This is a genomic window from Hungatella sp. SB206, from assembly GCF_051132295.1.
Classification (GTDB): Bacteria; Bacillota; Clostridia; order Lachnospirales; family Lachnospiraceae; genus Hungatella; species Hungatella effluvii.
The window spans coordinates 830,877-857,370 of record NZ_CP096603.1; the positions used below are offsets into that span (position 1 = coordinate 830,877).

Annotated in this window: 17 protein-coding genes and 1 other annotated feature; of the genes, 10 read left to right on the top strand and 7 right to left on the bottom strand. The window is 50.2% G+C overall.

Annotation, left to right across the window (positions count from 1 at the left end; translation table 11 throughout):
* Positions 1-2 precede the first annotated feature (2 nt).
* The 5 genes from M1L66_RS03760 to M1L66_RS03780 all read left to right on the top strand — a co-directional run bounded on the left by M1L66_RS03760 (position 3) and on the right by M1L66_RS03780 (position 7,776).
* The gene (locus M1L66_RS03760; RefSeq protein WP_434691005.1) at positions 3-1,355 is read left to right on the top strand and encodes an ABC transporter substrate-binding protein; all 1,353 of its coding nucleotides are present in this window, start codon (positions 3-5) and stop codon (positions 1,353-1,355) included.
* A gap of 232 nt (positions 1,356-1,587) precedes the next feature.
* Positions 1,588-1,789 (top strand) — a binding site (T-box leader).
* A 314-nt stretch (positions 1,790-2,103) separates the two neighbouring features.
* Positions 2,104-3,537 (top strand): proline--tRNA ligase, encoded by a 1,434-nt coding sequence (gene proS, locus M1L66_RS03765; protein ID WP_434691007.1) that lies wholly within the window; start codon positions 2,104-2,106, stop codon positions 3,535-3,537.
* A gap of 72 nt (positions 3,538-3,609) precedes the next feature.
* Positions 3,610-4,842, top strand: a complete 1,233-nt coding sequence (locus M1L66_RS03770; protein ID WP_187022717.1) for a CCA tRNA nucleotidyltransferase — start codon at positions 3,610-3,612, stop codon at positions 4,840-4,842.
* 141 nt (positions 4,843-4,983) lie between these two features.
* On the top strand, positions 4,984-5,961 hold the full coding sequence (locus tag M1L66_RS03775; RefSeq protein ID WP_434691009.1) for a spore coat protein CotS: 978 nt from the start codon (positions 4,984-4,986) through the stop codon (positions 5,959-5,961).
* A gap of 78 nt (positions 5,962-6,039) precedes the next feature.
* A complete protein-coding gene (locus M1L66_RS03780; RefSeq protein ID WP_434691011.1) occupies positions 6,040-7,776 on the top strand; it encodes a phospho-sugar mutase in 1,737 nt (578 codons plus the stop codon).
* A 544-nt stretch (positions 7,777-8,320) separates the two neighbouring features.
* On the opposite strand, the gene M1L66_RS03785 is transcribed toward M1L66_RS03780, so the two are convergent.
* The 5 genes from M1L66_RS03785 to M1L66_RS03805 form a co-directional block, all read right to left on the bottom strand.
* Positions 8,321-9,079, bottom strand: coding sequence for an ABC transporter ATP-binding protein (locus M1L66_RS03785; RefSeq protein WP_434691014.1), 759 nt, complete (start codon positions 9,077-9,079; stop codon positions 8,321-8,323).
* Between the two features lie 31 nt (positions 9,080-9,110).
* Positions 9,111-11,432: an FtsX-like permease family protein gene (locus tag M1L66_RS03790; protein WP_434691017.1), complete on the bottom strand. Its 2,322-nt coding sequence runs from the start codon at positions 11,430-11,432 to the stop codon at positions 9,111-9,113.
* A gap of 3 nt (positions 11,433-11,435) precedes the next feature.
* Positions 11,436-12,668 (bottom strand): MFS transporter, encoded by a 1,233-nt coding sequence (locus M1L66_RS03795; protein ID WP_187022573.1) that lies wholly within the window; start codon positions 12,666-12,668, stop codon positions 11,436-11,438.
* The gene (locus tag M1L66_RS03800; RefSeq protein WP_187022572.1) at positions 12,652-13,308 is read right to left on the bottom strand and encodes a TetR/AcrR family transcriptional regulator; all 657 of its coding nucleotides are present in this window, start codon (positions 13,306-13,308) and stop codon (positions 12,652-12,654) included. Before M1L66_RS03800 ends, M1L66_RS03795 begins: the two co-directional genes overlap by 17 nt.
* A 181-nt stretch (positions 13,309-13,489) precedes the next feature.
* Positions 13,490-14,455, bottom strand: coding sequence for a putative ABC transporter permease (locus tag M1L66_RS03805; protein ID WP_434691021.1), 966 nt, complete (start codon positions 14,453-14,455; stop codon positions 13,490-13,492).
* Between the two features lie 164 nt (positions 14,456-14,619).
* Between M1L66_RS03805 and M1L66_RS03810 the strand changes: the two genes are divergently transcribed.
* The 3 genes from M1L66_RS03810 (at position 14,620) to recD2 (ending at position 20,474) form a co-directional block, all read left to right on the top strand.
* The gene (locus M1L66_RS03810; protein ID WP_002601802.1) at positions 14,620-16,176 is read left to right on the top strand and encodes an ABC-F family ATP-binding cassette domain-containing protein; all 1,557 of its coding nucleotides are present in this window, start codon (positions 14,620-14,622) and stop codon (positions 16,174-16,176) included.
* A 949-nt stretch (positions 16,177-17,125) separates the two neighbouring features.
* Positions 17,126-18,124 carry a rod shape-determining protein gene (locus M1L66_RS03815; RefSeq protein ID WP_187022571.1) on the top strand — a complete coding sequence of 333 codons (999 nt, stop codon included), beginning with the start codon at positions 17,126-17,128 and terminating at the stop codon, positions 18,122-18,124.
* A gap of 115 nt (positions 18,125-18,239) precedes the next feature.
* Positions 18,240-20,474 (top strand): SF1B family DNA helicase RecD2, encoded by a 2,235-nt coding sequence (gene recD2, locus M1L66_RS03820; RefSeq protein WP_434691025.1) that lies wholly within the window; start codon positions 18,240-18,242, stop codon positions 20,472-20,474.
* A 48-nt stretch (positions 20,475-20,522) separates the two neighbouring features.
* On the opposite strand, the gene M1L66_RS03825 is transcribed toward recD2, so the two are convergent.
* Positions 20,523-22,022: a response regulator transcription factor gene (locus M1L66_RS03825; RefSeq protein WP_187022569.1), complete on the bottom strand. Its 1,500-nt coding sequence runs from the start codon at positions 22,020-22,022 to the stop codon at positions 20,523-20,525.
* The gene (locus M1L66_RS03830) at positions 22,016-23,806 is read right to left on the bottom strand and encodes a cache domain-containing sensor histidine kinase (RefSeq protein WP_434691029.1); all 1,791 of its coding nucleotides are present in this window, start codon (positions 23,804-23,806) and stop codon (positions 22,016-22,018) included. Before M1L66_RS03830 ends, M1L66_RS03825 begins: the two co-directional genes overlap by 7 nt.
* Before the next feature lie 237 nt (positions 23,807-24,043).
* On the opposite strand from M1L66_RS03830, the gene M1L66_RS03835 reads away from it, so the two are divergent.
* The gene (locus M1L66_RS03835; RefSeq protein WP_434691031.1) at positions 24,044-25,015 is read left to right on the top strand and encodes a uroporphyrinogen decarboxylase family protein; all 972 of its coding nucleotides are present in this window, start codon (positions 24,044-24,046) and stop codon (positions 25,013-25,015) included.
* 12 nt (positions 25,016-25,027) lie between these two features.
* The gene (locus tag M1L66_RS03840; protein ID WP_156832611.1) at positions 25,028-26,419 is read left to right on the top strand and encodes an ABC transporter substrate-binding protein; all 1,392 of its coding nucleotides are present in this window, start codon (positions 25,028-25,030) and stop codon (positions 26,417-26,419) included.
* The last annotated feature ends 75 nt before the right edge of the window (positions 26,420-26,494 follow it).

Genomic DNA, 26,494 nt, shown 5'->3' on the forward strand with positions numbered 1-26,494 from the left:
ATATGAAAAAAAGGATAGCCATAGCAGCGCTTATGCTGACGGCGGCAATAGGGCTTGCCGGGTGCGCAGGAGCGGCGCCGGATCAGGGAAGCGGCAGGGAGACGGGGGAGACGAGCTCAAAAGCAGCAGAGGAAACAGGTACGGCGGCAGCGGATGTGTCTTCGGAGGACTGTACCTTGACCTTTTGGACATTTCCATTTGGCACGGATGACCAGCTGGCCGAAGAGCGGGAAAATTATCAGACCATGATCTCAGATTTTGAATCAAAAAATCCTGGAATAAAAATCAATATAGAAATTCTTCCATGGGACAACCGCGAAACCAAAATGCTGACAGCAATTGCGGCAAACCAGGGGCCGGATATTATGTATTTAAACCCCGATATTTTAAAGCTTTTTAAGGCTTATGGAATTCTGGCTCCGGTTACGCAGTACATATCAGAAGATACATTAAAGGAATTTTCAGGGCCTCTTCTGGATAACAGCGTCCGATTCGACGGGGAACTATATGGACTGCCCTGCCTGGTGGACATGGGAATCCCCTGTTACAACTTAGATCTTCTGGAGAAAATAGGGATGACGGAAGAAAATCTTCCTGAAACATGGGATGAATTTGACGCTATGCTGAAGGCCTGTAAGGAAAAGGATATTTACGGGATCTATTACAACTATTCCGGTTCCCTGGTCAGCAACTTTGCGTACGCACAGTTCTTTTCAGAGGGCTGTGATATCATCGAGGAGGACGGCACGGTAGTGATCGATAATGATGCCGGAAAAAAGGTGTTAAAGCGTCTTACCGACTGGTATCAGAATGGTTATACGCCAGCGGATTCTTTGAGTGTTTCCGACAATAATTCAATGTTTATGAGCGGCAGCACTGCAAGTGTCTTATCATCGGCCGGAGCCGGATTTTACCGCCGCCTTGCTCCCGATATTACGTTCAACTGGGCCGCAGGTCCTGTGCTGAAGGGAGATGCGGGGCAGTACGCCATGTCTACTGTAGGGAGCCTGGCCGTGACGCAGACATGTAAGAATGTGGAAGCGGCGGCAAAGTTCCTGGAATACTTTACGCAGGATGAGATCAATGCAAAATGGTGTAATTTTGGCGGGTACATCTCTCCCAAGCTGGGCGTGGAGAACCCAAATGCAGATTTGAAGGGATATGATATTATCCTGAAGAGCTTAGATGCGGTCAGAGGCGAGCCGAACCATGCGGCGGCCCGGACCATGGGGACTGTATTTATTCCGGATTTACAGGCGATTGTATCGGAAAGTGTACCATTTGATGATGGAGTGGCTAAGATGAAGACGGATATTGAAGGCATTGTGGCACAGATTAGCCAGGTGAGCAACTAGCGGAGGCATACAGCGTTATCCCTGCCTGTTTTCTTAAGAGACAGGCGGGGATTTTTCCTTTATCTAGCTGTCAAACGCTTGTATCTATGGTAAACTTATGAAAATAGAGTTTGAGTTACAGTTCACAGCCCGTGAACGATAACCAAGTATTAGCAGCAAGTTCTGATCTCCCCTTGACAAAGAAATCCAAATAGCGTAAAATCAACCATACAAACTAACATGACAACATACATTTCAGACGTGGAAGAGGATTAGTAAGCGATGATGCATTCCAGAGAGAGGGTCACTGGTGGAAGACCTTCATGCCCATGGTCGCCCAACCTGCCTTGGAGTCCCGCAGCAAACTGCGGCGCATATCCGGCGTTATCGGAGATACAAGTGAGTCACAATTGTGGCTAAATTGGGTGGTACCACCGAGCTGTTCGGTCCCTTGTCCGGGGATCGGCGGCTCTTTTTGTTTCACAGGAAGGTGCATCCTGTGAAACAAAAGCCCTCCGGGCAGGATGCGCACTCCGCGCCAGGGAAATATGGCTGCTGAGGCAGCCGCGCTCCGGCGCAGGAGTCCGGCTTGCCGGACTCCATTCACAGGAAGGTGCATTCTGTGAAACAAAAGCCCTCCGGGCAGGATGCACACTCCGCGCCAGGGAAATATGGCTGCTGAGGCAGCCGCGCTCCGGCGCAGGAGTCCGGCTTGCCGGACTCTATTGACAGGAAAATACGTAAATTTAAAAGGTAAAGGAGAATTGTTATGGCAAAGGACAAAAAGTTAGTAGAAGCAATCACATCAATGGATGTGGACTTCGCCCAGTGGTATACCGATGTGGTGAAGAAAGCAGAACTCATCGACTATTCCAGCGTAAAGGGCTGTATGGTCATCAAACCGGCCGGTTACGCGATCTGGGAGAATATCCAGAAGGAACTGGACGGAAGATTTAAAGAGGTTGGCGTGGAAAATGTATACATGCCGATGTTTATTCCGGAGAGTCTTCTTGAGAAGGAAAAGGATCACGTGGAAGGGTTCGCGCCGGAGGTGGCATGGGTGACCTATGGCGGTCTGGAGCCGCTTACAGAGCGTCTCTGTGTGAGACCGACTTCAGAGACTCTGTTCTGTGATTTTTATGCGAGGGACATTCATTCTTACCGCGATCTGCCGAAGGTATATAACCAGTGGTGTTCCGTTGTGCGCTGGGAGAAGACGACGAGACCGTTCTTACGTTCCCGCGAGTTCTTATGGCAGGAGGGCCATACGGCTCATGCCACAGCAGAGGACGCGCAGGCAAGAACCGAGCAGATGTTAAATCTCTACGCCGATTTCTGCGAGGAAGTCCTGGCCATGCCGGTTATCCGCGGCCAGAAGACCGACAAGGAGAAATTCGCCGGAGCAGAAGCTACCTACACGATCGAGGCGCTGATGCACGACGGCAAGGCGCTTCAGTCTGGAACGAGCCATAACTTTGGCGATGGATTTGCAAAAGCCTTTGAAATCCAGTATTCTGATAAAGAGAACAAGCTGCAGTACGTACACCAGACCTCCTGGGGCATGAGCACCCGTCTGATCGGCGGCATCATCATGGTGCACGGCGATGACAACGGCCTCGTGCTGCCACCGAGAATCGCACCGGTCCAGGTGATGATCGTACCGATCCAGCAGTCGAAGGAAGGCGTTCTGGAGAAGGCGGCCGAGATCAAATCCGTGCTGTCCGGATACCGTGTGAAGGTGGATGACACCGACAAGAGCCCGGGATGGAAATTCGCTGAATCTGAGATGCGCGGTATTCCGATCCGCGTGGAGATCGGACCGAAGGATATTGAGGCAGGCCAGGCCATTCTGGTTCGCCGCGATACCCATGAGAAGACCGCCGTTTCCCTGGAGGAGATCGGTCAGAAGGTTGGAGAACTGCTCGATACCATCCAGCACGATATGTACGAGCGCGCACTGGCACACCGTGAGGCCCATACGTATGAGGCGACTGATTTTGATACATTTACAAAGACGATTGAAGAGAAACCGGGCTTTGTAAAAGCCATGTGGTGCGGATGCCAGGAATGTGAAGACAAGATCAAGGAACTGACAGGAGCGACTTCACGCTGTATGCCATTTAAGCAGGAGAAACTTTCCGATACGTGTATCTGCTGCGGAAAGCCGGCGACGAAGATGGTATACTGGGGCCGCGCATATTAATGCATGCGTCGATTCAGCCATACGGCTGTTTTGATACGCCTATAATTATAGAAATGAGATGATGGCATGGGGATAGAAATACGGGTTCCGGCGGACGCGGAGCAGATCATTGATAAACTGAATGAGCACGGATTTGAGGCGTATGTTGTGGGTGGGTGCGTCCGCGACAGCCTGCTGGGAAAAGAGCCGGAGGACTGGGATATCACCACCTCGGCGAAGCCAGAGGAAGTGAAGGCCATTTTCAGCCGGACGATCGATACGGGGATCCAGCATGGCACGGTTACGGTGATGCTTAACCGGCAGGGCTATGAAGTGACCACGTACCGGGTAGACGGTGAGTATGAGGATGGGCGCCATCCGAAATCCGTAGATTTTACCACCAGCCTTTTAGAAGACTTAAAACGCCGCGATTTCACCATCAACGCCATGGCTTACAACGGCCGTGAGGGGCTGGTGGATGCATTTGGCGGCATGGAGGATTTAGAGAACCGGGTGATCCGGTGCGTCGGAAGCGCCGTGAATCGCTTTACGGAGGATGCGCTCCGGATTTTGAGGGCAGTCCGGTTTTCCGCACAGCTGGATTTCCGGATTGAGGACGAGACGTACGAGGCGATTTCCCTGATCGCACCCAACCTGGAAAAGGTGAGCAAAGAGCGTATCGCGACGGAGCTTACGAAGTTGTTGCTGTCCGGCCATCCGGAAAAGATGAAGAGAGTTTCCGACACCGGGGCTTCCCGCTATATATCGGAGCCATTTTTTAAGGCAGCCATGCTGAGCAAAGGCGAGCTGCGTCCGCTGGGGTGTCTTCCCGCTGTAAAATATATGAGATGGGCCGGCTTCCTCCGCAGAGAGCAGGGGGAGACGGCGGCAGACATACTGCGGGATTTAAAGATGGACTGTGACACCATGGATCGGGTAAAAATACTTGTATCCCGGTGGAGAACGCCGATTGCCGCTGAAAAACCGGCGATCCGGCGGGTGATGAACCAGATTCCCGGCGATCTCTTCGACAGCCTGCTCTGCTTCCAGGAGGTATTTGCCGGAGAAGTAGGCGAAGGCTATGGAGAGACGTTAAAGACGGTAAAGGCACTGGCGGAGGAGATCCGCAGGGCCGGAGACCCGGTGAACTTAAAGGAACTGGCTGTGGATGGCCGTGATCTGATGGCGGCCGGTATGAAGCCGGGACCGGCGCTTGGGAAGACGCTGAATGCGCTGATGGAACAGGTGCTGGAGCGGCCGGAGTGCAACGAGAGAGCGTATCTGCTGCGCGCCGCCGGATTGGAAAATGGGATAAAAGAATCATGAGAAGGAGTTTGGCCCCTGCGGCCGCGGCTGTGTAAAAACAGCAGTGGAAGCAGGGGCCAAACTTTCTTTTTTCACGTATATTTCCGTCCCGCCACTCATACCCTAGAAGTAGCCGATGAGCTAAGAGTTGGAGGGGTGGTTGTGATAGAGAAATACACAGAGGTGCTTTCGCAGTATGAGCTTGAAATTCTGGATGTGAGACGCGGCCGCGGCGCCTGGCTGTGTGAGACAAACCAGGGCCTGAAGCTTCTCAGAGAATATAAAGGGACCATAAAACGGCTGGATTTCGAAGACCAGGTGTTTACACAGCTGGAAGAGGCCTGGCACCCTTTTGTGGACCGTTATGTGAGAAACCGTGAGGGCGAACTGCTTTCCAGCGCGGATGACGGGACGAGATGGATCGTAAAAGACTGGTATGCCGACAAAGAGTGTAATTTAAAAGACGACAAAGAAGTCCTCAGAGCCATTACGCAGATTGCCAATTTACATAAAATGTTGCGAAAGATCGAATTCAAGGAAGAGTGGAATCTCGGTTCTATTCTCGTGCAGCTTCCGGGAGATGAGATGGAGCGCCATAACCGGGAGCTTATAAGGGCGCGTTCCTTTATCCGAAACAAGAGAAAAAAGACGGAGTTTGAACTCTGCGTCATAGGAAACTACGATATGTTTTACGAGCAGGCCAAGGACGCCAGACTTGGTATGAAGGAATTCTGTGCGTATCACGGAGACGAGGAATGCTATCTGTGTCATGGAGACTTAAACCAGCATCATATCCTGATGTGTCCCAGGGACGTGGCCGTGGTGGAATTTAACCGCATGCATCTGGGAATGCAGATGGAAGACCTGTACCATTTTATGAGAAAAGCCATGGAGAAGCATGACTGGAGTTTAAAACTCGGGAACTCCATGCTGGAAACGTATTCCAGGATTCTTCCGCTTTCGGACACAGACAGGACCTGCCTTTACTATCTGTTTTTGTATCCGGAAAAATACTGGAAACAGATTAATTTCTACTACAACGCGAACAAAGCCTGGATTCCGGCCAGAAATATCGAGAAATTAAAGGACTTGGAATTGCAGCAGCCGCTTCGCAATGAGTTCCTTTCCAGAATTAAATAACACAATTTCGCTTTCCTTTTAGGCTGTTATGATTTATAATGTTGATAACAGAATGGAGAGAAAGGAGTATTGTGTTTTATGAAAGACTATAAGAGTATTTATGAAGAATGGCTGGCTAATCCATACTTCGATGAGGCTACGAAAGAAGAACTCCGGTCCATTAAAGAGGACGAGAATGAAATTAAAGAAAGGTTTTATCAGGATCTGGAATTTGGCACGGCAGGTCTGCGCGGCATCATCGGCGCGGGAATCAACCGTATGAATATTTATGTGGTCCGCAGGGCAACCCAGGGGCTTGCCAATCATATTATCAAGCAGGGCGGCGCAGATAAAGGCGTGGCAATCGCTTACGATTCCAGACATATGTCTCCGGAATTTGCAGAGGAAGCGGCCCTTACTCTGGCGGCCAACGGTATTAAGGCCTATAAGTTCGAATCCCTGCGTCCGACTCCTGAACTTTCCTTCGCAGTCAGGGAACTGGGCTGCATTGCCGGTATTAACATCACCGCAAGCCATAACCCGCCTGAGTATAATGGATACAAGGTTTACTGGGAGGACGGCGCACAGTTTACCCCGCCTCACGACAAGGGAGTAACCACGGAGGTTCTGGCGATCACAGACCTTTCCACGGTAAAGACCACCGATGTGGAATCAGCAAAGGCAGCAGGCAAGTACGAGATCATCGGCGAAACCATTGATGATAAATACATCGCGCAGGTAAAAGCCCAGGTAGTGAATCAGGAAGCGATCGACAAGATGCAGGACAGTATTCAGATTGTATATACTCCACTCCACGGCACAGGCAACATTCCGGCCAGGAGAGCACTGGCTGAGATCGGCTTCACCCATGTATATGTGGTTCCGGAACAGGAGCTTCCGGATGGAGACTTCCCGACCGTCAGCTATCCGAACCCGGAGGCAGAGGAAGCCTTTGAACTGGGCCTTGCTCTGGCAAAGGAGAAGGACGCCGATTTAGTGCTGGCGACCGATCCGGATGCAGACCGTCTCGGCGTTTACGTAAAAGACGCGAAGTCCGGCGACTACATTCCGCTTACAGGCAACATGTCAGGTTCCCTGTTATGTGAATACGTGCTGAGCCAGAAGAAGGAGCGCGGTGCCATTCCGGAGGATGGACAGGTGGTGAAGTCCATCGTTACCACCAATCTGGTTGACGCGGTGGCGAAGTCCTACGGATGCGAGCTGATTGAGGTTCTGACCGGATTTAAGTATATCGGCCAGCAGATTTTAAAAGAAGAGAACACGGGATACGGAACGTATTTATTCGGTCTGGAGGAGAGCTATGGCTGTCTGATCGGTACGTATGCCCGTGATAAAGACGCGATTTCCGCCACTGTAGCGCTCTGTGAGGCGGCCGCTTATTATAAGATGAAGGGCATGACCTTATGGGATGCCATGATTGCCATCTATGAGAAGTACGGCTACTATAAAGACGCCGTCAAGTCCATCGGACTGAAGGGAATCGAGGGCCAGGCAAAGATCCAGGCCATCATGGATACATTAAGAAACAACACACCAACCGAAGTGGGCGGATACAGAACGGTCTCTGCCAGGGACTACAAGCTGGATACCATTAAGGATATGGAAAACGGCGAAGTAAAACCGACCGGACTTCCGGAATCAAACGTTCTCTATTACGATCTGACCGATGACGCATGGCTGTGTGTAAGGCCATCCGGCACAGAGCCGAAGATCAAGTTCTACTATGGGATCAAGGGCACTTCCCTTGCGGATGCGGATGAGAAATCTGCGAAGCTGGGTGAAGCGGTGATGGCCATGGTGGATTCCATGATGTGATAGAATAATAATGAAGTGTAAAAACGCCTGTGGAACCAAAACACAGGCGTTTTTCAAATGATTCAGGACCGCTATATATGCGCAGCAGTTACTGCTCACAGCAGAAATTATTTCTTAAAATACTCTAAAAAAATGTAGATAAATATCAGAAATTGTGGTATTCTGAAGACGCTGTCAAACCTCCTATAGAAAGGAGGTGAGTCTATGGCCGATATTATCACGGCATTTATAATCTCTGTCGGAGCAAGTGTGGTTGGCTACTACATATGCAAATGGCTGGATGGGGATAAATAGGCAGCTGCAGCCTAAATGGGACAGCTCACCATAACGAGCAAGAAAAGCCCCAGAGCGGTAACTCTGGGGCTTTTCGTTTTGAGTCTATAACCTTTCACAGCATTTATTTGGCTAAGATTATGATATGATAAAATTATGGAAAAGTCAATCCTTTTTTGTCTTGCGGCGAAAGCCAAACGTAACAGTTTAGCCCTCGCTTCCAACCGCAGCGGCTGGAAGCGAGGGCTGAACTGTTATAGTCGTCAAACATTCATATCCCGGCTTCTTTCATAAGTACCATGATCTTTTCCATCCGCTGCTCCATATCTTTCCCGGTATATTTGGGGAAATGAGCCTCGCGCACGATTCTGCCGTCACACAGGAACAGGACGCGCTCTGTGCGGGCTGCGATCCTGGCATCGTGCGTTACCAGCATGACTGCGGTTCCCTGTGCGTTGATTTCCGTAAATATATCCATGATCTCCTGGGCGGATTTTGAGTTTAAGGCGCCGGTAGGTTCATCGCCAAACAGGATTCGCGGGTTATTCATGAGAGCGCGGCAGATTCCGGCGCGCTGGAGCTGTCCGCCCGAGGCACGGGAGATATCCCTGTCCTCCAGCTCCCCGATTCCGGTCTCCTTCATGAGTGATCTTGCCTTTTCGGTGATCCGGGAGACGTCCTTCTTTTTATCCCGCAGGGAAGGGAGGATGATATTGTCCAGAATGTTTAAATTCTTCAGCAAAGTGGGCTGCTGGAAGACGAAGCCCATCTGTGTCCGGCGAAGGTCTGCCAGCTGGTTTTCCGTGCAGGCGGACAGTTCGCTGCCGCAGAAGGATACGCTGCCGCTGTCGATGCGGTCCATACCGCTCAGTGCGAAGAGAAGCGTCGATTTTCCAGAACCTGAGGGACCCATCACCGAGATAAATTCGCCCTCGCGGACCGACAGGCTGATACCATCCAGGATGCGCTGGTTTTCGGATCCCTCGTGAAACGATTTGATGATATTTTTGGCGTGTATGATTTCTTCCATGTTATACCTTTCTATGTTATACCTTTCCATGCTATTCCTTTCCATATTCAGCTATTGTGATCTTCTTTATTCCCTTTGTGCCGGCAAGTGAGGCGGAGACCGCGGTGTAGATCATGAGAAGCGGGCAGAGCAGACAGGACAGGAGAGGGTTTACCGCAAAGCGGAAGGAGGGGGCGCCGAAACCGGAGAGCACCAGGCTGGCCAATGCCCCGCCTACAGTATTGGCCAGAAGGATTCCGGCAAAGACTCCACACACGGATACGAGTACGAAACGGCTTATATACTGCAGCCGGATGTCCCCGGCCGTGAACCCGGAGGCCTTCATCACGGCGATGGAGTAGCGGTCCTTTGCGGTCAGCATGTTGACAAACAGCAGTGTAATCAGACCGGTGAGCGCAAGAGCCACCGCAGCCGCAGCGATGGCCGCCATGCGGATGGAGTTCAGCGTTGGTCCGTAAGTCTGGGCGACGTAATCGCGGATATCCGTGACTTTTGTATCGTGAAATGTGTCCCCATATTCACGGACAGTCTGTGAAAGCATCGAGGGATCCTTCAGTCCGGCATAGATGACGGCCCATACCGTATCGTCTGAATCCGCCGGGAAGGAGGCCTTCGCCGTTTTTCCTCCGTTGGTGATGTCGGAATAGATTCCGCTTACCGTCATGGTCTGTGTACCGCTGCCGGTAATCAGTGTGAGTCTGTCTCCCGGGTTCTTGCCCAGTTCTTCGGCGTTCATGGCAGAGAGGGCGATCTCATCGGGGGAGACGGGGGCCTGCCCTTTTACGTAGGAAACAGGAAATACCCGGTGATCCCCCAGCTCTGTCAGTAGATTATGAACGGTGCCGTCCGGCGTTTCCACCTGAAATGCCTTGGTAATCAGCGAAGTATGGCGGAGAATGGAGTCGTCCTGTTCCATCTCCCGGGCGATCCGGGCGGCATCTTCTGCCAAATGGTCTGACTGGCGCAGATCGATCCGCAGATCACAGTTACCGATTCCCATGTAGGTGACGAAGCCCCTGGACGACATGGTGGTATACAGATTGATGGGAATCACAAGGAGAAATGCCGCAAAGAGAAGTACGGTGAAATTGACGCCGTACAGCTTCTTTTGCAGGAGTACATCCCGGATTCCCAGGAAAATGCTGACATTGGAAAAATGGCTGTGGCTCAGAGCCATCCGGCCGGCGCCGCCGGAAGCTATCGGCCCGGTACCGCGCCGCATGGCCTCAGAGGCGGATATATTCTGTAAACGTCCCAAAACTCCATTTACATAAAGCAAAATGGCAAAAAACACGATCAAAACGCCCGCCGGTGCGAGGAATAAGGAGGCCGTCCCGTTTCCGCCGGTTCCCATATTTAGACGGATATTCTGAAGAAGAAGGCTCTTAAGCAGGAATGACAGAACGATGCCTGCCATGCATCCAGCTGCGGCAATTGCCGCATATTTGGCGAGATACAATTTCTTTATGTCGGAGACGCGCAGGCCGACCGCCTTCATCACACCCAGTTCCCGGTAGTCGGATTCCAACTGGGCCAGGAGCGTAAAACGAATGCATAAGAAGGCGATCATCACGGTCAGGAAACCGAGAAGCAGGATCACGGCGATCATCATGCCGTCGGATAAGGCGCCCAGCATGCGAAACAGCGGGTATGTGACGGCCGGACCGTTGGAAGGAAGTCCGGCGGCCATATAATCAGCGGCAAAGGCATCCAGGGCCGACAAGTCTTTTAAACGGAATTCGATTAAATGTTCCATAGTTCCGAGGTCTCTCAGCCGCTCAAAATCCTGGGGACTTACGAGGAAGCGTTTGGAGGAAGAGAGCATGGAGTTCATCTGTGAATCCCGCAGAAATCCGGCTGTGCGAAACGGAATTCCACAGACGTAGACGGTGTCGCCTGTCTTCATGGCGGCTTCCTGCATATAGCAGACCGGAACGTAGATATCTCCGACGGCAGGGGTAATGACGGCTCCATCCAGGTCCAGAAGGTAATCAAACGCACCGCTCTGAGTGGAAATACCGTTGTCCTGCGTACTGCTGATCAGGGATTGGCCGTTCAGTTCAATCTCCCCGTTGTCAATATTTAAAAATTCCAGAATTTGATACCGGTCAACGGCCTCATGGTGTGAGGCAAAACGGTTTAAGGGCTCAGCATCCAGCGGACCGGAGTGCATCTGCATAAAATGGGGTGTTTCTGCCTGCACCATCAGCCGGTCCAGGGCGCCTGCAAGGTTCAGAGCCAGAATAACGGCCAGGGAGACGAGCATGGCGGCCAGCGCCACAAACAGGGAAGTGATCATGGTGGTGAGCCGGCTTTTTCTGATATCGTTACGGATGATGCGGCAATAGTTCATAACTTACCTCGTTTCTTCAAGGGCCCTCACGGATTTAATCCGGCAGGGCAGAAAGGATATGGCGGCCAGGAAAATACCGGCTGCGACGATCAGGAGACCGGAACCTCTCCCGGAGCCGATGGAAAACAGCGCGCCGGTACCGTCTGCCAGAATGCCGGAAACTGCATAAGCGGCCACGTATCCCAGCTGTGACAGGACACCGATCAGCCCCCAGGCTCTGCCCTGGAAATCATCGGCAATATTCGTGCGGACGAGAAAATCCAGCGCTGCGTTTGCAAAAGGCAGGGAGGAGAAGAAAAGAAATCCAAAAGTGCAGATAACTACAATGTTTTCCCTGATTCCAAAACCGGCCATGAAGATCCCCGCTGCAAAGAGGGCGGCAGACAGGATAACCACGCGGTTTTTCTTCAAACTGACCGTCCCGATCACCAGACTGGAGATGAGCATGCCCGAGGCGCAGATGGTCTCGGAAACACCGAGGACAGTGCTGTCTGCGAAGCCCAGGATCATCGGGCCGAAAAGCGTCTGGATAAAGCCTAAGAAAAATGTGATGGCAGAAGACAGAATAACCAGCACCAGCACGCCCTTCTTCTGTGTGATGGCATTCCATCCTTCCGAAAATTCTTTGGTAAAGGATTTTTTCTCCATTGTCTTCCTGGAGTCGATCCCTTTCCGGACGACCAGCGTCGCAGTAATCGTCAAGAAAAAGGTAGCGGTATCTAAGAGAAGCAGAAGACGAATATCGGAGATGGTGAGCAGCAGGCCCGCCAGTACCGGAGAAATCAGGTATTTCGCAGATCCCGCGACGCCTACCAGACCGCTGGCCTTCGTATATTGTTCCGGCGTCAGCAAGTCGGTCACCGTGGCCTTGTAGGCGGGATCGAGAAGCGAGGAAAACACAGAACTTATGGTAACGCCCACACAGATTTGCCACAACGCGGCCTCCCCCTTAGAGAGGCAGAACAGGATAAAAAGGAGTCCCAGCGCGGACAGGCCGTCGCCCAGTATCATTAAGAGTCTGCGGTCATAACGGTCTGCCAGAACCCCGGCAGGAACACCCAGAATCAGTCCCGGAGCAAAGGCCAGCAGTGTGACGAGTGCCGTGGCGGAGGCCATACCTGTCTGCTGAAAGACGTATACGCCCAGCCCGAAGGAGGTGAGTCCGCTTCCGATGGCGGAAACCAGTTCTCCTGTCCAGAGGAGAAGAAATTTATTAAAATTAGTTGTCTGCTTCATTCCTCTCGACCTTTCTGCTGCCGAACACCCTCATAAGATCCGACGCAAGACTCCCGGTCTCTGCTCCCAGCAGCCGTTCTATATTGAAGATAAGCGCCTGCGTCCGCTCGTCTCTCAGTTCCTCTGAGGTTTCCGTGGCATCGTCGAAGAAGACGTTGCTGTAGACCATAATCATCTCCACACACTCCCTTGGGTAGGGAGTCTGAAAGTATCCGGCCTCCGCGCCTTCCCGGATTAACCCCGTCAGAATCGGAGTGACGCCGTTTAATACCGCCATCTGTGTCTTCTGGTGCATCAGCGCGTTCTGCGGCCGGTGCATCTGTTCCTTCAGCTCCTGACCGCCCTTTTGGCTGACATTCAGCGCCAGTATCGTACGGATCAGACGTTCTCTGGCGGAGAGACTGCTGTCGGACGCGGCCTCCTGCGCCGCACTCAGGATCTGCCTGTTATACCGGTCAATCAGGGCATCCAGAATATCCTCTTTAGATTTAAAATGGTAGTACAGGGTTCCTCTCGCGATTCCGACCATCTCTAAAATATCGCCGGTACTGGTATTGTCAAAGCCTTTCCGGGCGAAAAGTGTATCTGCCGCATCCAAAATTTCATTTTTACGTATCTCGGGTTCTTTTACCGTTCTCATTGTGCCGTCTCCTTTTACGATTCATTAACGACTGACTGTCGGTCTATAAAAAGAGAATACCATACTCTGATCTGTTTGTAAAGAGAAAGAATAAAAAATATGGCAGCATTTATGATACAAAAAAACAGAGCCGATGTTTCTGCTCTGTTTTTTCCAGTCTTTTCACTCTGCTTTTTGCTATTTAGTTTTTCAGACGTTCCTTTAATTCCTTTAACGCCTCTCCAAACTGTCTGGAGGAAGCGGTCGGGTTTCCTCTTAAGAGGCCCTTGCGGTAGAAGCCCAGATGTTTGGATAGCTTGTCCCTGTTTTCTGTGAGGGACTGGAGACGTTCACTCAGTGAGGATAAGTCGGGGACTGCCTTGCCTGCAGTCTCCTTGAAGAGGGAAGCGGCCTCGAGGCCCCGTTCCGCACTTTCCTTTAATGCGTTTATGGTCTCTTCTGTACGCATGGCAGTTTCTGCTTTCAAGGTGGTGATCTTTACAGCGGCTTCGCCCTTTAGGTTGGCCGCCCGCTGAATCTGCTCGTCACGCAGGTCGGAGAGCTTGTCCGCGGTTTCTGCCTTTAAGAGAGCCATCTGCACCTGGATCTCCTCCAGCTCCGCCTTCATCTTTGTCATGGACTCCAGCACGCGGCCCAGATCGAGGGCCTCTTTCGTGGATTCCACCGTGTCGGCCACAAACAGGGCTCCGATAATGCCGCATAAGACGATGCACACGATGGGGTTTAAATCCAGGACCACGGTTTCCACGGGGCGGTGAATAAATTCTGTCAGCACAATGGTCAGAAAGCCCCAGGCAATGGAGGTGCCCAGGCAGATATAGCCGTTAATATTGAAGGGATTGTTGGTGTAGTCCCAGTATTTCATTTTAAACAGGCGCTCCATGGTCCAGCCGGTGACGTATTCCAGTGCGGATGCGCCGATCATACCGGACAGAAAAACAAGGAACAGGTTATCCTGGAACGGCAGGGAGATCCAGAGCATGATGATGGCCCCGCTTCCATATAACGGGAGGAGCGGAAGGCGTAAGAAGCCGCGGTTTACGAAATGGCCGCATTTTAGGGAAACGTATGTGGATTCAATGATCCAGCCTATGAAGCAGTAAATGAAGAAAAAGAGGAGCCATTGATACCAGGTGTATATGTACATAAGTAAAATCCTTTCGTTTAAAATTATCGACTTAACGATCTATACTATATCATAAACGTTTTTGTCGAATTTTACAACCCAAACTTGGCGCGCTCTTTCCCCTTGCCAGAACGGCGGTTGTCATGTAAAATGGGTAAAGAATAAGAAGATTGAGGAGTTTACGAATGAGCATATTAAACGTTGAACATCTGACACATGGATTTGGAGACCGGGCCATCTTTAGCGATGTGTCGTTCCGTCTCTTAAAGGGAGAGCACATCGGCTTAATCGGAGCCAACGGCGAAGGCAAATCCACATTTATGAATATTATTACCGGAAAGCTTCAGCCTGACGAAGGTAAGGTTGAATGGGCGAAGCGCGTCCGCGTCGGCTATCTGGATCAGCATACGGTTCTGGAAAAGGGAATGACGATACGGGACGTGTTAAAGTCCGCGTTTGCATTTCTGTTTCAGATGGAAGAACAGATGAATGAGATCTGTGACCGCATGGGCGAAGCGGGAGAGGAAGAGATGGAAACCATGATGGAAGAACTGGGAACGATCCAGGACCTTCTGATGGCCCACGATTTCTATATTATAGACTCCAAGGTGGAGGAGGTGGCCCGGGCCCTGGGGCTTACGGATATCGGCATTGATAAGGATGTCACCGAGCTCTCCGGAGGCCAGAGGACCAAGGTTCTGCTGGGAAAACTGCTTCTGGAAAAACCGGACATCCTGCTTCTGGACGAGCCGACCAACTATTTAGACGAACAGCACATCGAGTGGCTGAAACGTTACCTATTAGAGTATGAAAACGCCTTTATTCTGATATCTCACGATATTCCATTTTTGAACAGCGTGGTGAATATCATCTATCATATGGAGAATCAGAGTCTGGACCGCTATGTGGGAGACTACGATAAGTTTGTGGAAGTCCATGCCGTGAAGAAGGCGCAGCTGGAGGCGGCTTATAAGCGCCAGCAGCAGGAGATTGCGGAGCTGGAAGACTTCGTGGCGCGCAACAAGGCCCGGGTGTCAACCAGGAACATGGCCATGTCCAGACAGAAGAAGCTGGACAAGATGGATGTCATCGAGCTGGCGCGGGAGAAACCGAAGCCGGAATTTCATTTCCTGGAGGCGAGAACCGCGGGAAAGACGATCTTCGAGACCACTGATCTGATTATCGGTTACGACGAACCGCTGTCGAGACCGCTAAACGTCCGTATGGAGCGCGGGGAAAAGATCGTATTGGTCGGCGCCAACGGAATCGGAAAGACGACGCTCTTAAAGAGTATTCTGGGACTGGTACCGCCGCTGGACGGAAAGGTGACGCTTGGCGACTACCTGTCGATCGGCTATTTCGAGCAGGAGATGGCGCCCGGCAACAAGACGACGTGTATCGAGGAGATCTGGAAGGAATTTCCGGCCTATACTCAGTACCAGGTCCGCTCCGCCCTGGCCAAGTGCGGCCTGACGACCAAGCACATCGAGAGCCAGGTCCGTGTCCTGAGCGGAGGTGAGCAGGCAAAGGTGAGATTATGTAAACTCATTAACCGGGAAACGAACGTGCTTCTGCTGGACGAGCCGACCAACCATTTGGACGTGGAGGCGAAGGAAGAACTGAAACGCGCATTGAAGGAGTACCGGGGAAGTATCCTCTTAATCTGCCATGAGCCGGAGTTTTATGAGGGCGTGGCGACAAAGGTATGGGATTGCCGGGAGTGGGCGCTGAAGCTGTCATAGAAGAAATTGATATTCCGTTCCTTCCCGGCAGGGCGCCGGGAAGGAATGATGATAATAAAGAAGCAGCCGCCTTGTTCCAGGCGGCTGCTTCTTTAAACTATTGGGAATGGTAGGTATAATAAATTAGGATAATGTCTTTAGGGGGGCCGGATGATTTTTTGGATCATCCGGTATGAGTATGAAAAAGCTTTGTGTTAATCACTGTTTTGTGATTAGTTATATAATATCAGGAATTTGTGTGCAATCTGTGGACTTTCCATTAAGAAAAAATAAAAAAGGTTATAACTTTATGAAGTATTTATTTAAAATTATTTCGTAAAAACCGGGTATGCTATTCTTATGTTTCTTTTTCTTGTGCCCTGCTCCCCGAACGTCCTTTTTCATTCGGTTCCCGAATTCCTTTATACAGACAAAATTCCCGCTCCGAGGGGGATCGAAGCGGGAACTAATCTTTAGGGGGGCCGGATGATCTTATGACCATCCGGTATGAGTATGAAAAAGCTTTGTGATTTCAAGTAAGTTACTTGAAACAAAGGCCCGCTATCCTCTCGGATAACGTATTCTCAGTATACGGGGAAATTGTGACCAAAGTGTGTATTGGACATAAAAAAACCATAAACATAATAAAAATAAAAAAAACCCTTTAAAAACAGGTTGTTATTGTATATAATAAGGGAGATAAACGAAATTTAACAAAACAAGCGAGAATTCCCCCACCTCTACAGGTGGAGGGCTGAAATGTCAAAAACAAGCTTAACGGCAGTGGCGGGCGGAGAGAAATCGGTATCCCCACTGACATGAAGTCAAGCCGCACATCTATAAGATGTAGTCGCACTCTGTGAAATTATCGAGCGTGGATTGAAACAACTATTAGGGCCAGTAACCCGAATTTGAAAAACAGATAAAGGAAACTCTGGGAACCGTTTAAGCGAACAGGAGGAAATAAATTATGATGTCCAATGATATCGGTATCGACTTAGGTACCGCCAGCATACTTGTGTATATTAAAGGGAAAGGTGTTGTGTTAAAAGAACCTTCCGTAGTTGCAATCGACCGTGACACGAATAAAATCAAGGCAATCGGGGAAGAGGCAAGACTGATGATCGGCAGAACGCCGGGCAACATCGTCGCAGTCAGACCGCTTCGCCAGGGTGTTATCTCCGATTATACCGTAACGGAGAAGATGTTAAAATATTTCATCAACAAGGCCGTAGGCAAGAAAACACTGAGAAAGCCGAGAATCAGCGTCTGCATTCCAAGCGGAGCCACAGAGGTTGAAAAGAAGGCGGTAGAGGACGCTACGTATCAGGCGGGCGCCAGAGAAGTAGCGATTATCGAAGAGCCGGTTGCGGCTGCCATCGGCGCAGGCATCGATATCGCCAAGGCCTGCGGAAACATGATCGTAGATATCGGCGGAGGTACTTCCGATATCGCCGTTATTTCCCTGGGCGGTACGGTAGTGAGTACGTCCATCAAGGTGGCCGGCGATGATTTCGATGAGGCGCTGGTCCGTTATATGCGCAAAAAACACAATCTTCTGATCGGTGAGAGAACCGCAGAGGAGATTAAGATTAATATCGGTGCTGCTTACCGCAGACCGGAAGTTCTGACCATGGAGGTTAGAGGTCGTAACCTGGTTACCGGTCTCCCGAAGACGATTGTTGTTACCTCCGATGAGACTCTGGATGCCTTGAAAGAACCGGCCATGCAGATCGTGGACGCCGTACACAACGTACTTGAGAGAACTCCGCCGGAACTGGCTGCCGATATCTTCGACCGCGGCATTGTTCTTACGGGCGGCGGCTCCCTGCTTTCCGGCCTGGATTCTCTGATCGAGGAGAAGACGGGAATCAATACCATGATCGCGGAAGATCCGCTTACGGCAGTTGCGATCGGTACAGGAAAGTTTATCGAGTTCACCCATGACGGCGGTAAGTCTGAATTTTAACCATTTGAGCAGGATAGTTGCAGGACAACCCTGGCGGATCATAGGATTCCGGCAGGGCTTGTTTTGTGACTGCCTGCTTTCTGTATTTTTTCTATGACGACAAAGGGGGAAGACCATGGCGACGGTCTGCGGATTTGTAGAACGAATTAAATATCGCAATGAAGAAAATGGCTATACGGTCTTGAGCCTTACGGACGAAGGAGAGGAATACACTCTGGTCGGCAATTTCCATTATATCAGCGAGGGCGAGATGGTGGAAGCCACCGGCCCCATGACCGAGCATCCGGTCTATGGGGAACAGATGACGGTAGAAACCTACGAGATCAAGGCTCCCGAGGATACGGCCGCCATGGAGCGTTACCTGGGATCCGGCGCCGTAAAGGGAATCGGAGCCGCGCTGGCGGCCCGGATTGTCCGGCGTTTTAAGGCAGATACTTTCCGTATTATGGAGGAAGAGCCGGAGCGTTTATCCGAAGTGAAGGGGATCAGCGAGAAGATGGCCATGGCGATTTCCGAGCAGGTGGAAGAGAAGAAGGAGATGCGCCAGGCTATGATGTTCCTCCAGGAATACGGCATTTCCATGAGTCTGGCCGTGAAAATCTATCAGGAATATGGCCCCAGGCTTTATACGGTTATTAAAGAAAATCCATATCAGCTGGCAGACGATATCGCCGGCGTGGGCTTCAAGATGGCGGATGAGATCGCCAAGCGGGTGGGAATCTTCACGGATTCGGATTTCCGCATTAAATCCGGCGTTCTCTATACGCTTCTTCAGGCCACCGGCAATGGCCATACGTACTTACCGGAGACGGACCTCCTCTCCCAGGCAGCGGAGCTCCTGCGGGTAGAACCGGAAGCCATCGAAAAACATCTGATGGACATGCAGATCGACAAGCGTCTGGTGATCCGGGAGTCGGAGAGCGTTCGTGTTGTCTATGCCTCCCAGTATTACTACATGGAGATGGGCGTGGCGCGGATGCTCCACGATTTAAATATCAGGGGCCGGGAGCCGGAAGAGAAGATCAGAAAGAAGCTGCTTCAGATTCAGAAGGAAGAGTCGATCGAGCTGGACGAAAAACAGGTGAAGGCTGTGGTGGAAGCGGTAAACAGCGGACTTCTTATCATCACGGGCGGACCAGGAACCGGAAAGACGACGACGATCAACACCATTATCCGGTATTTTGAGAGTGAGGAGATGGAGATCCTTCTGGCAGCGCCGACTGGCCGGGCGGCGAAGCGGATGACCGAGGCCACCGGTTATGAGGCCAGAACCATACACCGGCTGCTGGAAATCTCCGGTATGCCGGGGGACGAGCGTTCCATCGGCATGCATTTTGAAAGAAATGAGGAGAATCCCCTAGACGCGGACGCCGTCATCATCGATGAGACTTCCATGGTGGATATCCATCTGATGCAGTCTCTGTTAAAGGCGGTCAATCCGGGAACCAGACTGATCCTGGTGGGTGATGTGAATCAGCTGCCCAGCGTCGGCCCCGGCAATGTGCTGAAAGACGTCATCGAGGCAGGCTGTTTTAACGTAGTTATGTTAACCAGAATCTTCCGGCAGGCGAGCCAGAGTGATATCGTCGTCAACGCCCATAAGATCAATGCAGGTGAGACGGTTCCCCTGGGAAAGAAGAGCAATGACTTCCTGTTTATCAAGCGGGATGATCCTAATATGATCATCAACGCCATGATTACCCTGGTACAGAAGAAACTGCCGGGGTATGTGGGCGCAGACCCCTACGATATCCAGATCATGACTCCCATGCGGAAAGGCGCGCTGGGGGTGGAACGGCTTAACACCATCCTGCAGGAATATCTAAATCCGCCGGATAAGAGCAAGCTGGAGAAGGAGAGCGGAGGCGTGACCTTCCGTGTGGGCGACAAGGTCATGCAGATCAAAAATAATTACAACATCGAGTGGGAAGTCCGGAATAAATACGGGATCCCTGTGGACAAGGGAACCGGAATCTACAACGGGGATATCGGAATCATCCGTGAGATCAACTTATTTGCGGAGCTGGTTACCGTGGAGTTCGATGAGGGCCGTATGGTGGAATACAGCTTCAAACAGATGGAGGAACTGGAGCTGGCTTATGCCATCACCATCCATAAATCACAGGGAAGCGAGTATCCCGCCGTGGTGATTCCCATTTTCAGCGGTCCGAAGATGCTGATGACGCGGAATTTAATCTATACCGCAGTGACGCGGGCCAGGGCCTGTGTCTGCCTGGTGGGAGTGCCGGAGGTGTTCCAGGCCATGGTGGATAATGAGATGGAGCAGAGACGGTATTCGGGGCTTAGGGAGAGGATTTGTGAGATTTATGAAACCGTGCTCCAGGAGTAAATGAAACAGCCGGACCGGGCAGATGAATATGCCGCCCGGTTTCGGCTGTTATTTTCGGAGACTGTCGCTGTATGCGCTGGGGGTCATCCCCGTTTTCTTCTTAAAGAGCTGGGAAAAATAATGGGGATTATTGCCGCAGCCAACTTTTTCTGCGATGATCTGAATCTTCTCGCCGGCAGCGATGTATTCTTTGGCCCTCATAATCCGAATATCGGTCAGGTAGTCGGAAAATCTGCGGCCTGCTTCCTTAAAGAATCGTTTGCTGACGTAATCCACATTCATAAAGAGAACCTGCTCGGAGATAAATTTTAACGTCAATCCTGAGTTGCTTAAATTTTGTTCCACATAGGTAGTGATCTGATCAATCATGGAGCTGGTATTGGTATCTTTGGGCGGTAGAAGGAGCAGTCGTTTTAAGTGATCCAGAATCCGTGATTTCAGTTTTGCCGGATCCGCTTCAGCATCTATTTCAAACAGCCATTCCGTCAGGTTGATGGCGGAAAAGGCCGGATTATCGGCAGAGGCTTTCAAGAGCAGGCTTCCGGAAAGCTGTTTTAAAAATGCAGTGTCTTCGATTCCCAGAAGAAGCTCCGACAGGCTTTGAAAGCTGTCCTGTGATCCGGATTTTAACTCCTGATACAGTCTTTCCGCCTCAGACATGAGGTAGTTGTAATTGCACGTATAAAGCAAATGAAAGTTGTTCAGATAATAGATAATACTGAACCGCTTTAACTTGACCAGGATCACTTCCAGAAGTTCACACAGACTGTGATAAGTCTCTTTTTGGATTTCCAGTTCTACAGGCTTGATGGGAAGCGCCAGCTGCTTTATAAACTGTTCCAGCATTCCGCAGTCTGCCGAATAGTCCTTAAAAAACAGGAGAAGAGTATTGTGTACGTAGGTTCCGTGTATGGTAATCTGCAGCATAGTCTGCTCACAGTAATGCTTCAGCTCTTGAAGAAATACTTCAAGGCTGCCGATCTCCAGATAAAATACATAGAAAAGCTGGTATGGCGTGGAATAAAAGTCGAGATACGGCTCATAGGACCGTATGATTTCCGGCAGAGCCTTATTCTGTCCCAGGCTTTCACTGATAACACTGGAGACAATATTATGGTGCATGCTGCTGGTCAGAAGAAAATGGCCGTCTTCCAGGGAACGTGTGCGTTTTCTTGCGTAACAGTCTTTCGCAACATCCACAATACAGTCCGAGATCAATGACTTGTTGCAGGGCTTTAACACGTAATGCCTGACCCCGTACTTCATGGCTTCCTTCGCGTACTCAAACTCGCCGTATCCTGACAGAATAATAAAGCATGTATCCAGATCCATGAGTGAGACCTTTCTGATCAGTTCCAAACCATCCATTCCCGGCATCCGAATATCAGTCAGGACAATATCCGGTGCCTCATCGATAATCATATCGTAAGCTTCCAGGCCATTTCTGCACAATCCGGCCAATTCCACACCAAGTTTCTCCCAATCAATGAGACAGGAAATGCTTTCCCTTATAACGCGCTCATCGTCGGCAATTATCATTTTCAACATAAGATCCCCTCCTGATCCGTGATATAAGGCATAATAATTCTGGCAACTGCCCAGTCGTTTTCATTGTAAAGAGAAAGACCGTAGTCTTTTCCAAACATCAGCTTGATCCGTTCGTTGATATTAATAAGGCCAATGCCAAAGCCATGGGGCTTTATTTCCTGTGAACGCAGTTTTTCCAACAGGTGATCTTCAAAGAAGGAACCGTCATTTTTGACCAGAACGGTCAGTGTATCCGATTCCGGCTGATGCTCGATGGTGATTTCTATGGTACAGAGCTCTGTGGACTCCTCCAGACCATAATTAATGGAATTCTCCACGAGAGGCTGGATACACATCTTGGGGATCTGAGCGTTATACCATGCCTCGTTGCAGTGAATGGAATACTCCAGGCGGTCTTCGAATCGGTATTTCTGGATGGTGATGTATGCGGTTACGATTTCCAGCTCCTTCTTCAGATCAAAATGGGAGGTGGAGTTACTGAGTGTAGCACGGAGCAGAGTGCCCAACGATTCCACCATGGATGATATCTCCATATTGCCGGCCACCTGTGCACGCCAGTTGACGGATTCCAGAGTATTGTATAAAAAATGCGGATTGATCTGGGTTTCCAGAGCCTTAAGCTGCGCATCCTTTTTCCATAACTCGTTTACATAGTTTACCTGTATGAGATTTCTGATCTTTTCGGCCATGTGGTCAAACTGCCGGTTTAAAAGACCGAACTCGTCTTTGCGGCAGCTGTAATCGTAATCGCTTTCAATGACTGCATTTTCGTCGGTACTGAAGACTTCCATTTTACGAATCAGCCCTCTGGTGTGGCAGCTGATGAAGGATATCATGGATTCCGAAAATGCAATGGCTGACAGGATGCTCAGGATAATCATGCAGATGCTGAGTGTCCGTACAAATGATACCGACTGAAATATGGGATCGTAAGAGACATAGCAAACGTAAGTCCAGTCAAAGCCGGGAATCGTCTCTTCCGTCACAAAGTACTTATGTCTGTCAATTGTCATGATCTCATAGCTCTGCCCGGAAGGTTTCCGGCGCTGGTCATGAATGGAAGCTGAGACGGGATTGTCATTATAAATAATGGTATCCCCTGTCAGTATATAGTATTGGGGATCCTCGTACATCGAGTTATCCTTGTTTAAAGAATCCATAAGCGCTTCCAGGTCCAGAGATACGAGAAGCGTGCCCAGCTCTTCCAGATTGGAGCTCTGGATATTTTTTATCAGGCGTCCCATAAAGATTCCGTAATCTTTTCCGTAGTCGCTGATCCATACAGGCCTGCCGTCTGCGGCCTGAGCGGCGTCGAGAACAGTACGTTCAATCTCTTCGGGAGTTTTGCGCGAACCGAGAAAATTCGAATAGGTGATAAAATCAGGGTTGTTAAGGGTAATATAACTGATAAAATTAGGCTTATACTGCTGATAGTATTCCAAAACCGTATAGGATAGATTCTTGTACGCTTCAGTCCGAATACGCGGATTGTCCGAATGTCTGACATCGGCAAGATTGTTTTGTATATTCGAGTCGGACAGCATGAGTCCGGACATGGTTTCGATATTGGACAAATAATAAGAGATCGTGGTCGCAGAATAAGAGAGATTATTGGCAATGGTATTTCTTAACAGCTTTAAATAAGCGTTAGAAACGATCTGCAGCCCGGCCAGACTGACTCCTGATATCAGGAAGATGGAGACCAGAACAATCGTAAGAATCTTTCTTTTTAAAGACGTATTGGAAAATAGCAGTTTTATTTTAGTGGCCAGAAGTTCCATCATATCGTTTCCCCCTTATTTGTCCGCAAGCTGTGTCCCTGACACTATAATCATAAGAAAACACAGAGAAAAAAGCAAGAACAAGCCATGGAGAAGCCGGTTTTTTGACATATGATACCGGAATATTGGATTAATATTGTGGAGGCCGGGTGATATACTGGGATCAGTCGATGAGGAACTTCGCTGAAAGAGAAAGCGGCGGAGCGTGAGACTGTAAAGACACGATAGGGGAGAAGGAACATGACAAAAAGAGAACGTGTAATACGGGCGGTCAGAGGAGAAGAGACGGATGGAATTCCTTCCTGCTTTTCCATGCATTTTCCGCCGGAGTATGCAAATGGTGAGAGCGCGGTTGACGCGCATATTCAGTTTCTGAAGCAGACGGATACGGATATTCTGAAAATTATGAATGAAAACCTGGTGACCTGTGATCATGAGCTTATCACCAGACAGGATTATGAGAGCTTCCAGAAGATATCAGCAGAACAGCCATTTATGAAGAGGCAGCTGGACCTGGTTAAACGGATTTTAGAAGAGGCGGACGGGAAATGCTTTACAATCGGTACACTTCACAGTGTGGGCACCTCAGCCATGTACCATCCGTTCAAATCACTTGGTTATGGATATGATCAATCGAGAAAAATCTTCGATGCGTGGCTTAACGAGGCACCGGAGAAAGTGCTGGAGTCCATGAAGAGAATAACAGACGGACTCTGTGAACTGGCTGTCAAATACATAGAAGCAGGGCTTGACGGAGTGTTTGTGGCCTCCCTGGGAGCGGAGAGAAGATTTGGACTTACAAGGGAACAGTTTTTAGAGTGGGTGGCGCCATTTGACCAGATGATTATGAAAACAGTAAAAGACGCGGGAGGGTACTGTTTCCTTCATGTGTGCAACCGGGATGTGAATCTGGACTATTACCGGGATTACGATGAAAATCTATATGATGTGGTGAACTGGGGAACATTTGAAGTACCCTGCTCCATCAGGGAAGGCCGTGATATCTTTCATCAGAAGACAGTTATGGGAGGTCTGGCTAACCGGCAGGGGGTGCTGGCAGCCGGAAGTGAGGAGGCTCTGATCAACACCGTTCACTCCATCGTGGAGTCGTATGGACGGAAGGGGCTGATTCTCGGTGCTGACTGCACCGTGGCCACCGAACAGGATTTATCGAGAATCAAATTAGCGGTGGAGACCGCAAGAAAATTATAAAGGAGAAGGAATATGAAAAAGAGAGTGATGCTAATGGCAGCGGCCGTGATTATGGCGGCAGGACTTACCGGATGCAGCGGCAGCCCGGCAAAGGAGCAGCAGGATACCACGCAGGCAGCTCAGAGTACGACGGGACAGGAGAGTAGGGAAACAAAAGAAACGACGACAGAGGCAGATAAAAAATCCGGTGAAAAAACGGAACTGACCATAACCTGGTGGGGGAGCCAGCAGCGGGCAGAACTGACACAGGAAGCATTATCACTCTATGAAGGGGAAAATCCCGGAGTTACGTTTGACGGACAGTTCCTCTCAGGAGCGGATTACTGGAATAAGCTGGCGACTTCCGCGGCGGGCCATACCATGGCTGATGTTGTACAGATGGACAAGGCCTATATCAAACAGTACGTGGATAACGGCATGTTGGTAGATTTACAGCCGTATGTGGACAGCGGCGTCATCGATCTGAAAAATGTGGATAAGACAGTACAGGAATTCGGAAAAATCGGAGATGGCCTGTATGCCGTCTGCATTGGGGTAAATTCGCCGGCACTTCTGTATAATAAGACCCTGCTTACGGAAAATGGAATCGAGATCAGGGATAACATGACAATGGAAGAATTCCTGGAGATCTGCAGGCAGGTAAATGAGAAGACGGGATACAAAACGAATCTTCAGTATAACAATGGAACCTCATGGCTGGATTTCTTCCTGCGCTCAAAGGGCGAGTATTTATTCGGAGACGGTACGATCGGAGCATCAAAGGAAAACCTGACGGAATATTTTAACCTTTATAAAATGGGAATTGATGAGGGCTGGCTGATCAATCCGAGTGTATTTGCAGAGCGATCTATCGGACAGCCGGAACAGGAGCCTTTAGTCTATGGCTCGGATCCGTCCAATATGTCCTGGTGTGCGTTTTATTTTTCCAATAATATGAATGCCGTCACGAATGCAGCTCCGGAGGGCATGGAGATCGGCATCACTACGTGGCCATCCGATGATGCGGTCAAATCCAATTACTTGAAACCCAGCATGTTCTTCTCGGTTTCCGTTGACAGCAGTCAGCCGGAAGAGGCGGCAAAACTCATTGATTACTGGACTAACTCCGTGGAATGCAACAAGATTCTGTTAGGAGAGCGTGGAGTGCCTGTATCATCGGCAGTTGCAGAGGCAATTGCATCAGATATGAGCGAATCAGACCAGAAGGTAGTTGATTATATTAACAATGTGGTGACTCCAAAGTGCTCCATGGTCAGCCCGGCATCTCCCAACGGAGCCACAGAGGTTTATGACGTGGTATATAAAATGGAAGAAAAGGTCTGTTACGAGGAGATTACCCCCGAGGCGGCAGCAGAGGAGCTGTTGAACCAGGGAACGAAAATTTTACAGAGTAAGCAATCGTAGGCTACAGAGGGCTGCTGCAGAAGAGCGGCAGCCTTTTTACTGCCCAAAATGGCTCGAATCTATCAGAACGGCGGT

Bases quoted from the DNA above. Each gene is read 5' to 3' on its own strand.
- M1L66_RS03760 (WP_434691005.1), top strand. From the start codon at position 3: ATGAAAAAAAGGATAGCCATAGCAGCGCTTATGCTGACGGCGGCAATA.
- proS (WP_434691007.1), top strand. From the start codon at position 2,104: ATGGCAAAGGACAAAAAGTTAGTAGAAGCAATCACATCAATGGATGTG.
- M1L66_RS03780 (WP_434691011.1), top strand. From the start codon at position 6,040: ATGAAAGACTATAAGAGTATTTATGAAGAATGGCTGGCTAATCCATAC.
- M1L66_RS03785 (WP_434691014.1), bottom strand. From the start codon at position 9,079: ATGGAAGAAATCATACACGCCAAAAATATCATCAAATCGTTTCACGAG.
- M1L66_RS03790 (WP_434691017.1), bottom strand. From the start codon at position 11,432: ATGAACTATTGCCGCATCATCCGTAACGATATCAGAAAAAGCCGGCTC.
- M1L66_RS03795 (WP_187022573.1), bottom strand. From the start codon at position 12,668: ATGAAGCAGACAACTAATTTTAATAAATTTCTTCTCCTCTGGACAGGA.
- M1L66_RS03800 (WP_187022572.1), bottom strand. From the start codon at position 13,308: ATGAGAACGGTAAAAGAACCCGAGATACGTAAAAATGAAATTTTGGAT.
- M1L66_RS03805 (WP_434691021.1), bottom strand. From the start codon at position 14,455: ATGTACATATACACCTGGTATCAATGGCTCCTCTTTTTCTTCATTTAC.
- M1L66_RS03810 (WP_002601802.1), top strand. From the start codon at position 14,620: ATGAGCATATTAAACGTTGAACATCTGACACATGGATTTGGAGACCGG.
- M1L66_RS03815 (WP_187022571.1), top strand. From the start codon at position 17,126: ATGATGTCCAATGATATCGGTATCGACTTAGGTACCGCCAGCATACTT.
- recD2 (WP_434691025.1), top strand. From the start codon at position 18,240: ATGGCGACGGTCTGCGGATTTGTAGAACGAATTAAATATCGCAATGAA.
- M1L66_RS03825 (WP_187022569.1), bottom strand. From the start codon at position 22,022: ATGTTGAAAATGATAATTGCCGACGATGAGCGCGTTATAAGGGAAAGC.
- M1L66_RS03830 (WP_434691029.1), bottom strand. From the start codon at position 23,806: ATGATGGAACTTCTGGCCACTAAAATAAAACTGCTATTTTCCAATACG.
- M1L66_RS03835 (WP_434691031.1), top strand. From the start codon at position 24,044: ATGACAAAAAGAGAACGTGTAATACGGGCGGTCAGAGGAGAAGAGACG.
- M1L66_RS03840 (WP_156832611.1), top strand. From the start codon at position 25,028: ATGAAAAAGAGAGTGATGCTAATGGCAGCGGCCGTGATTATGGCGGCA.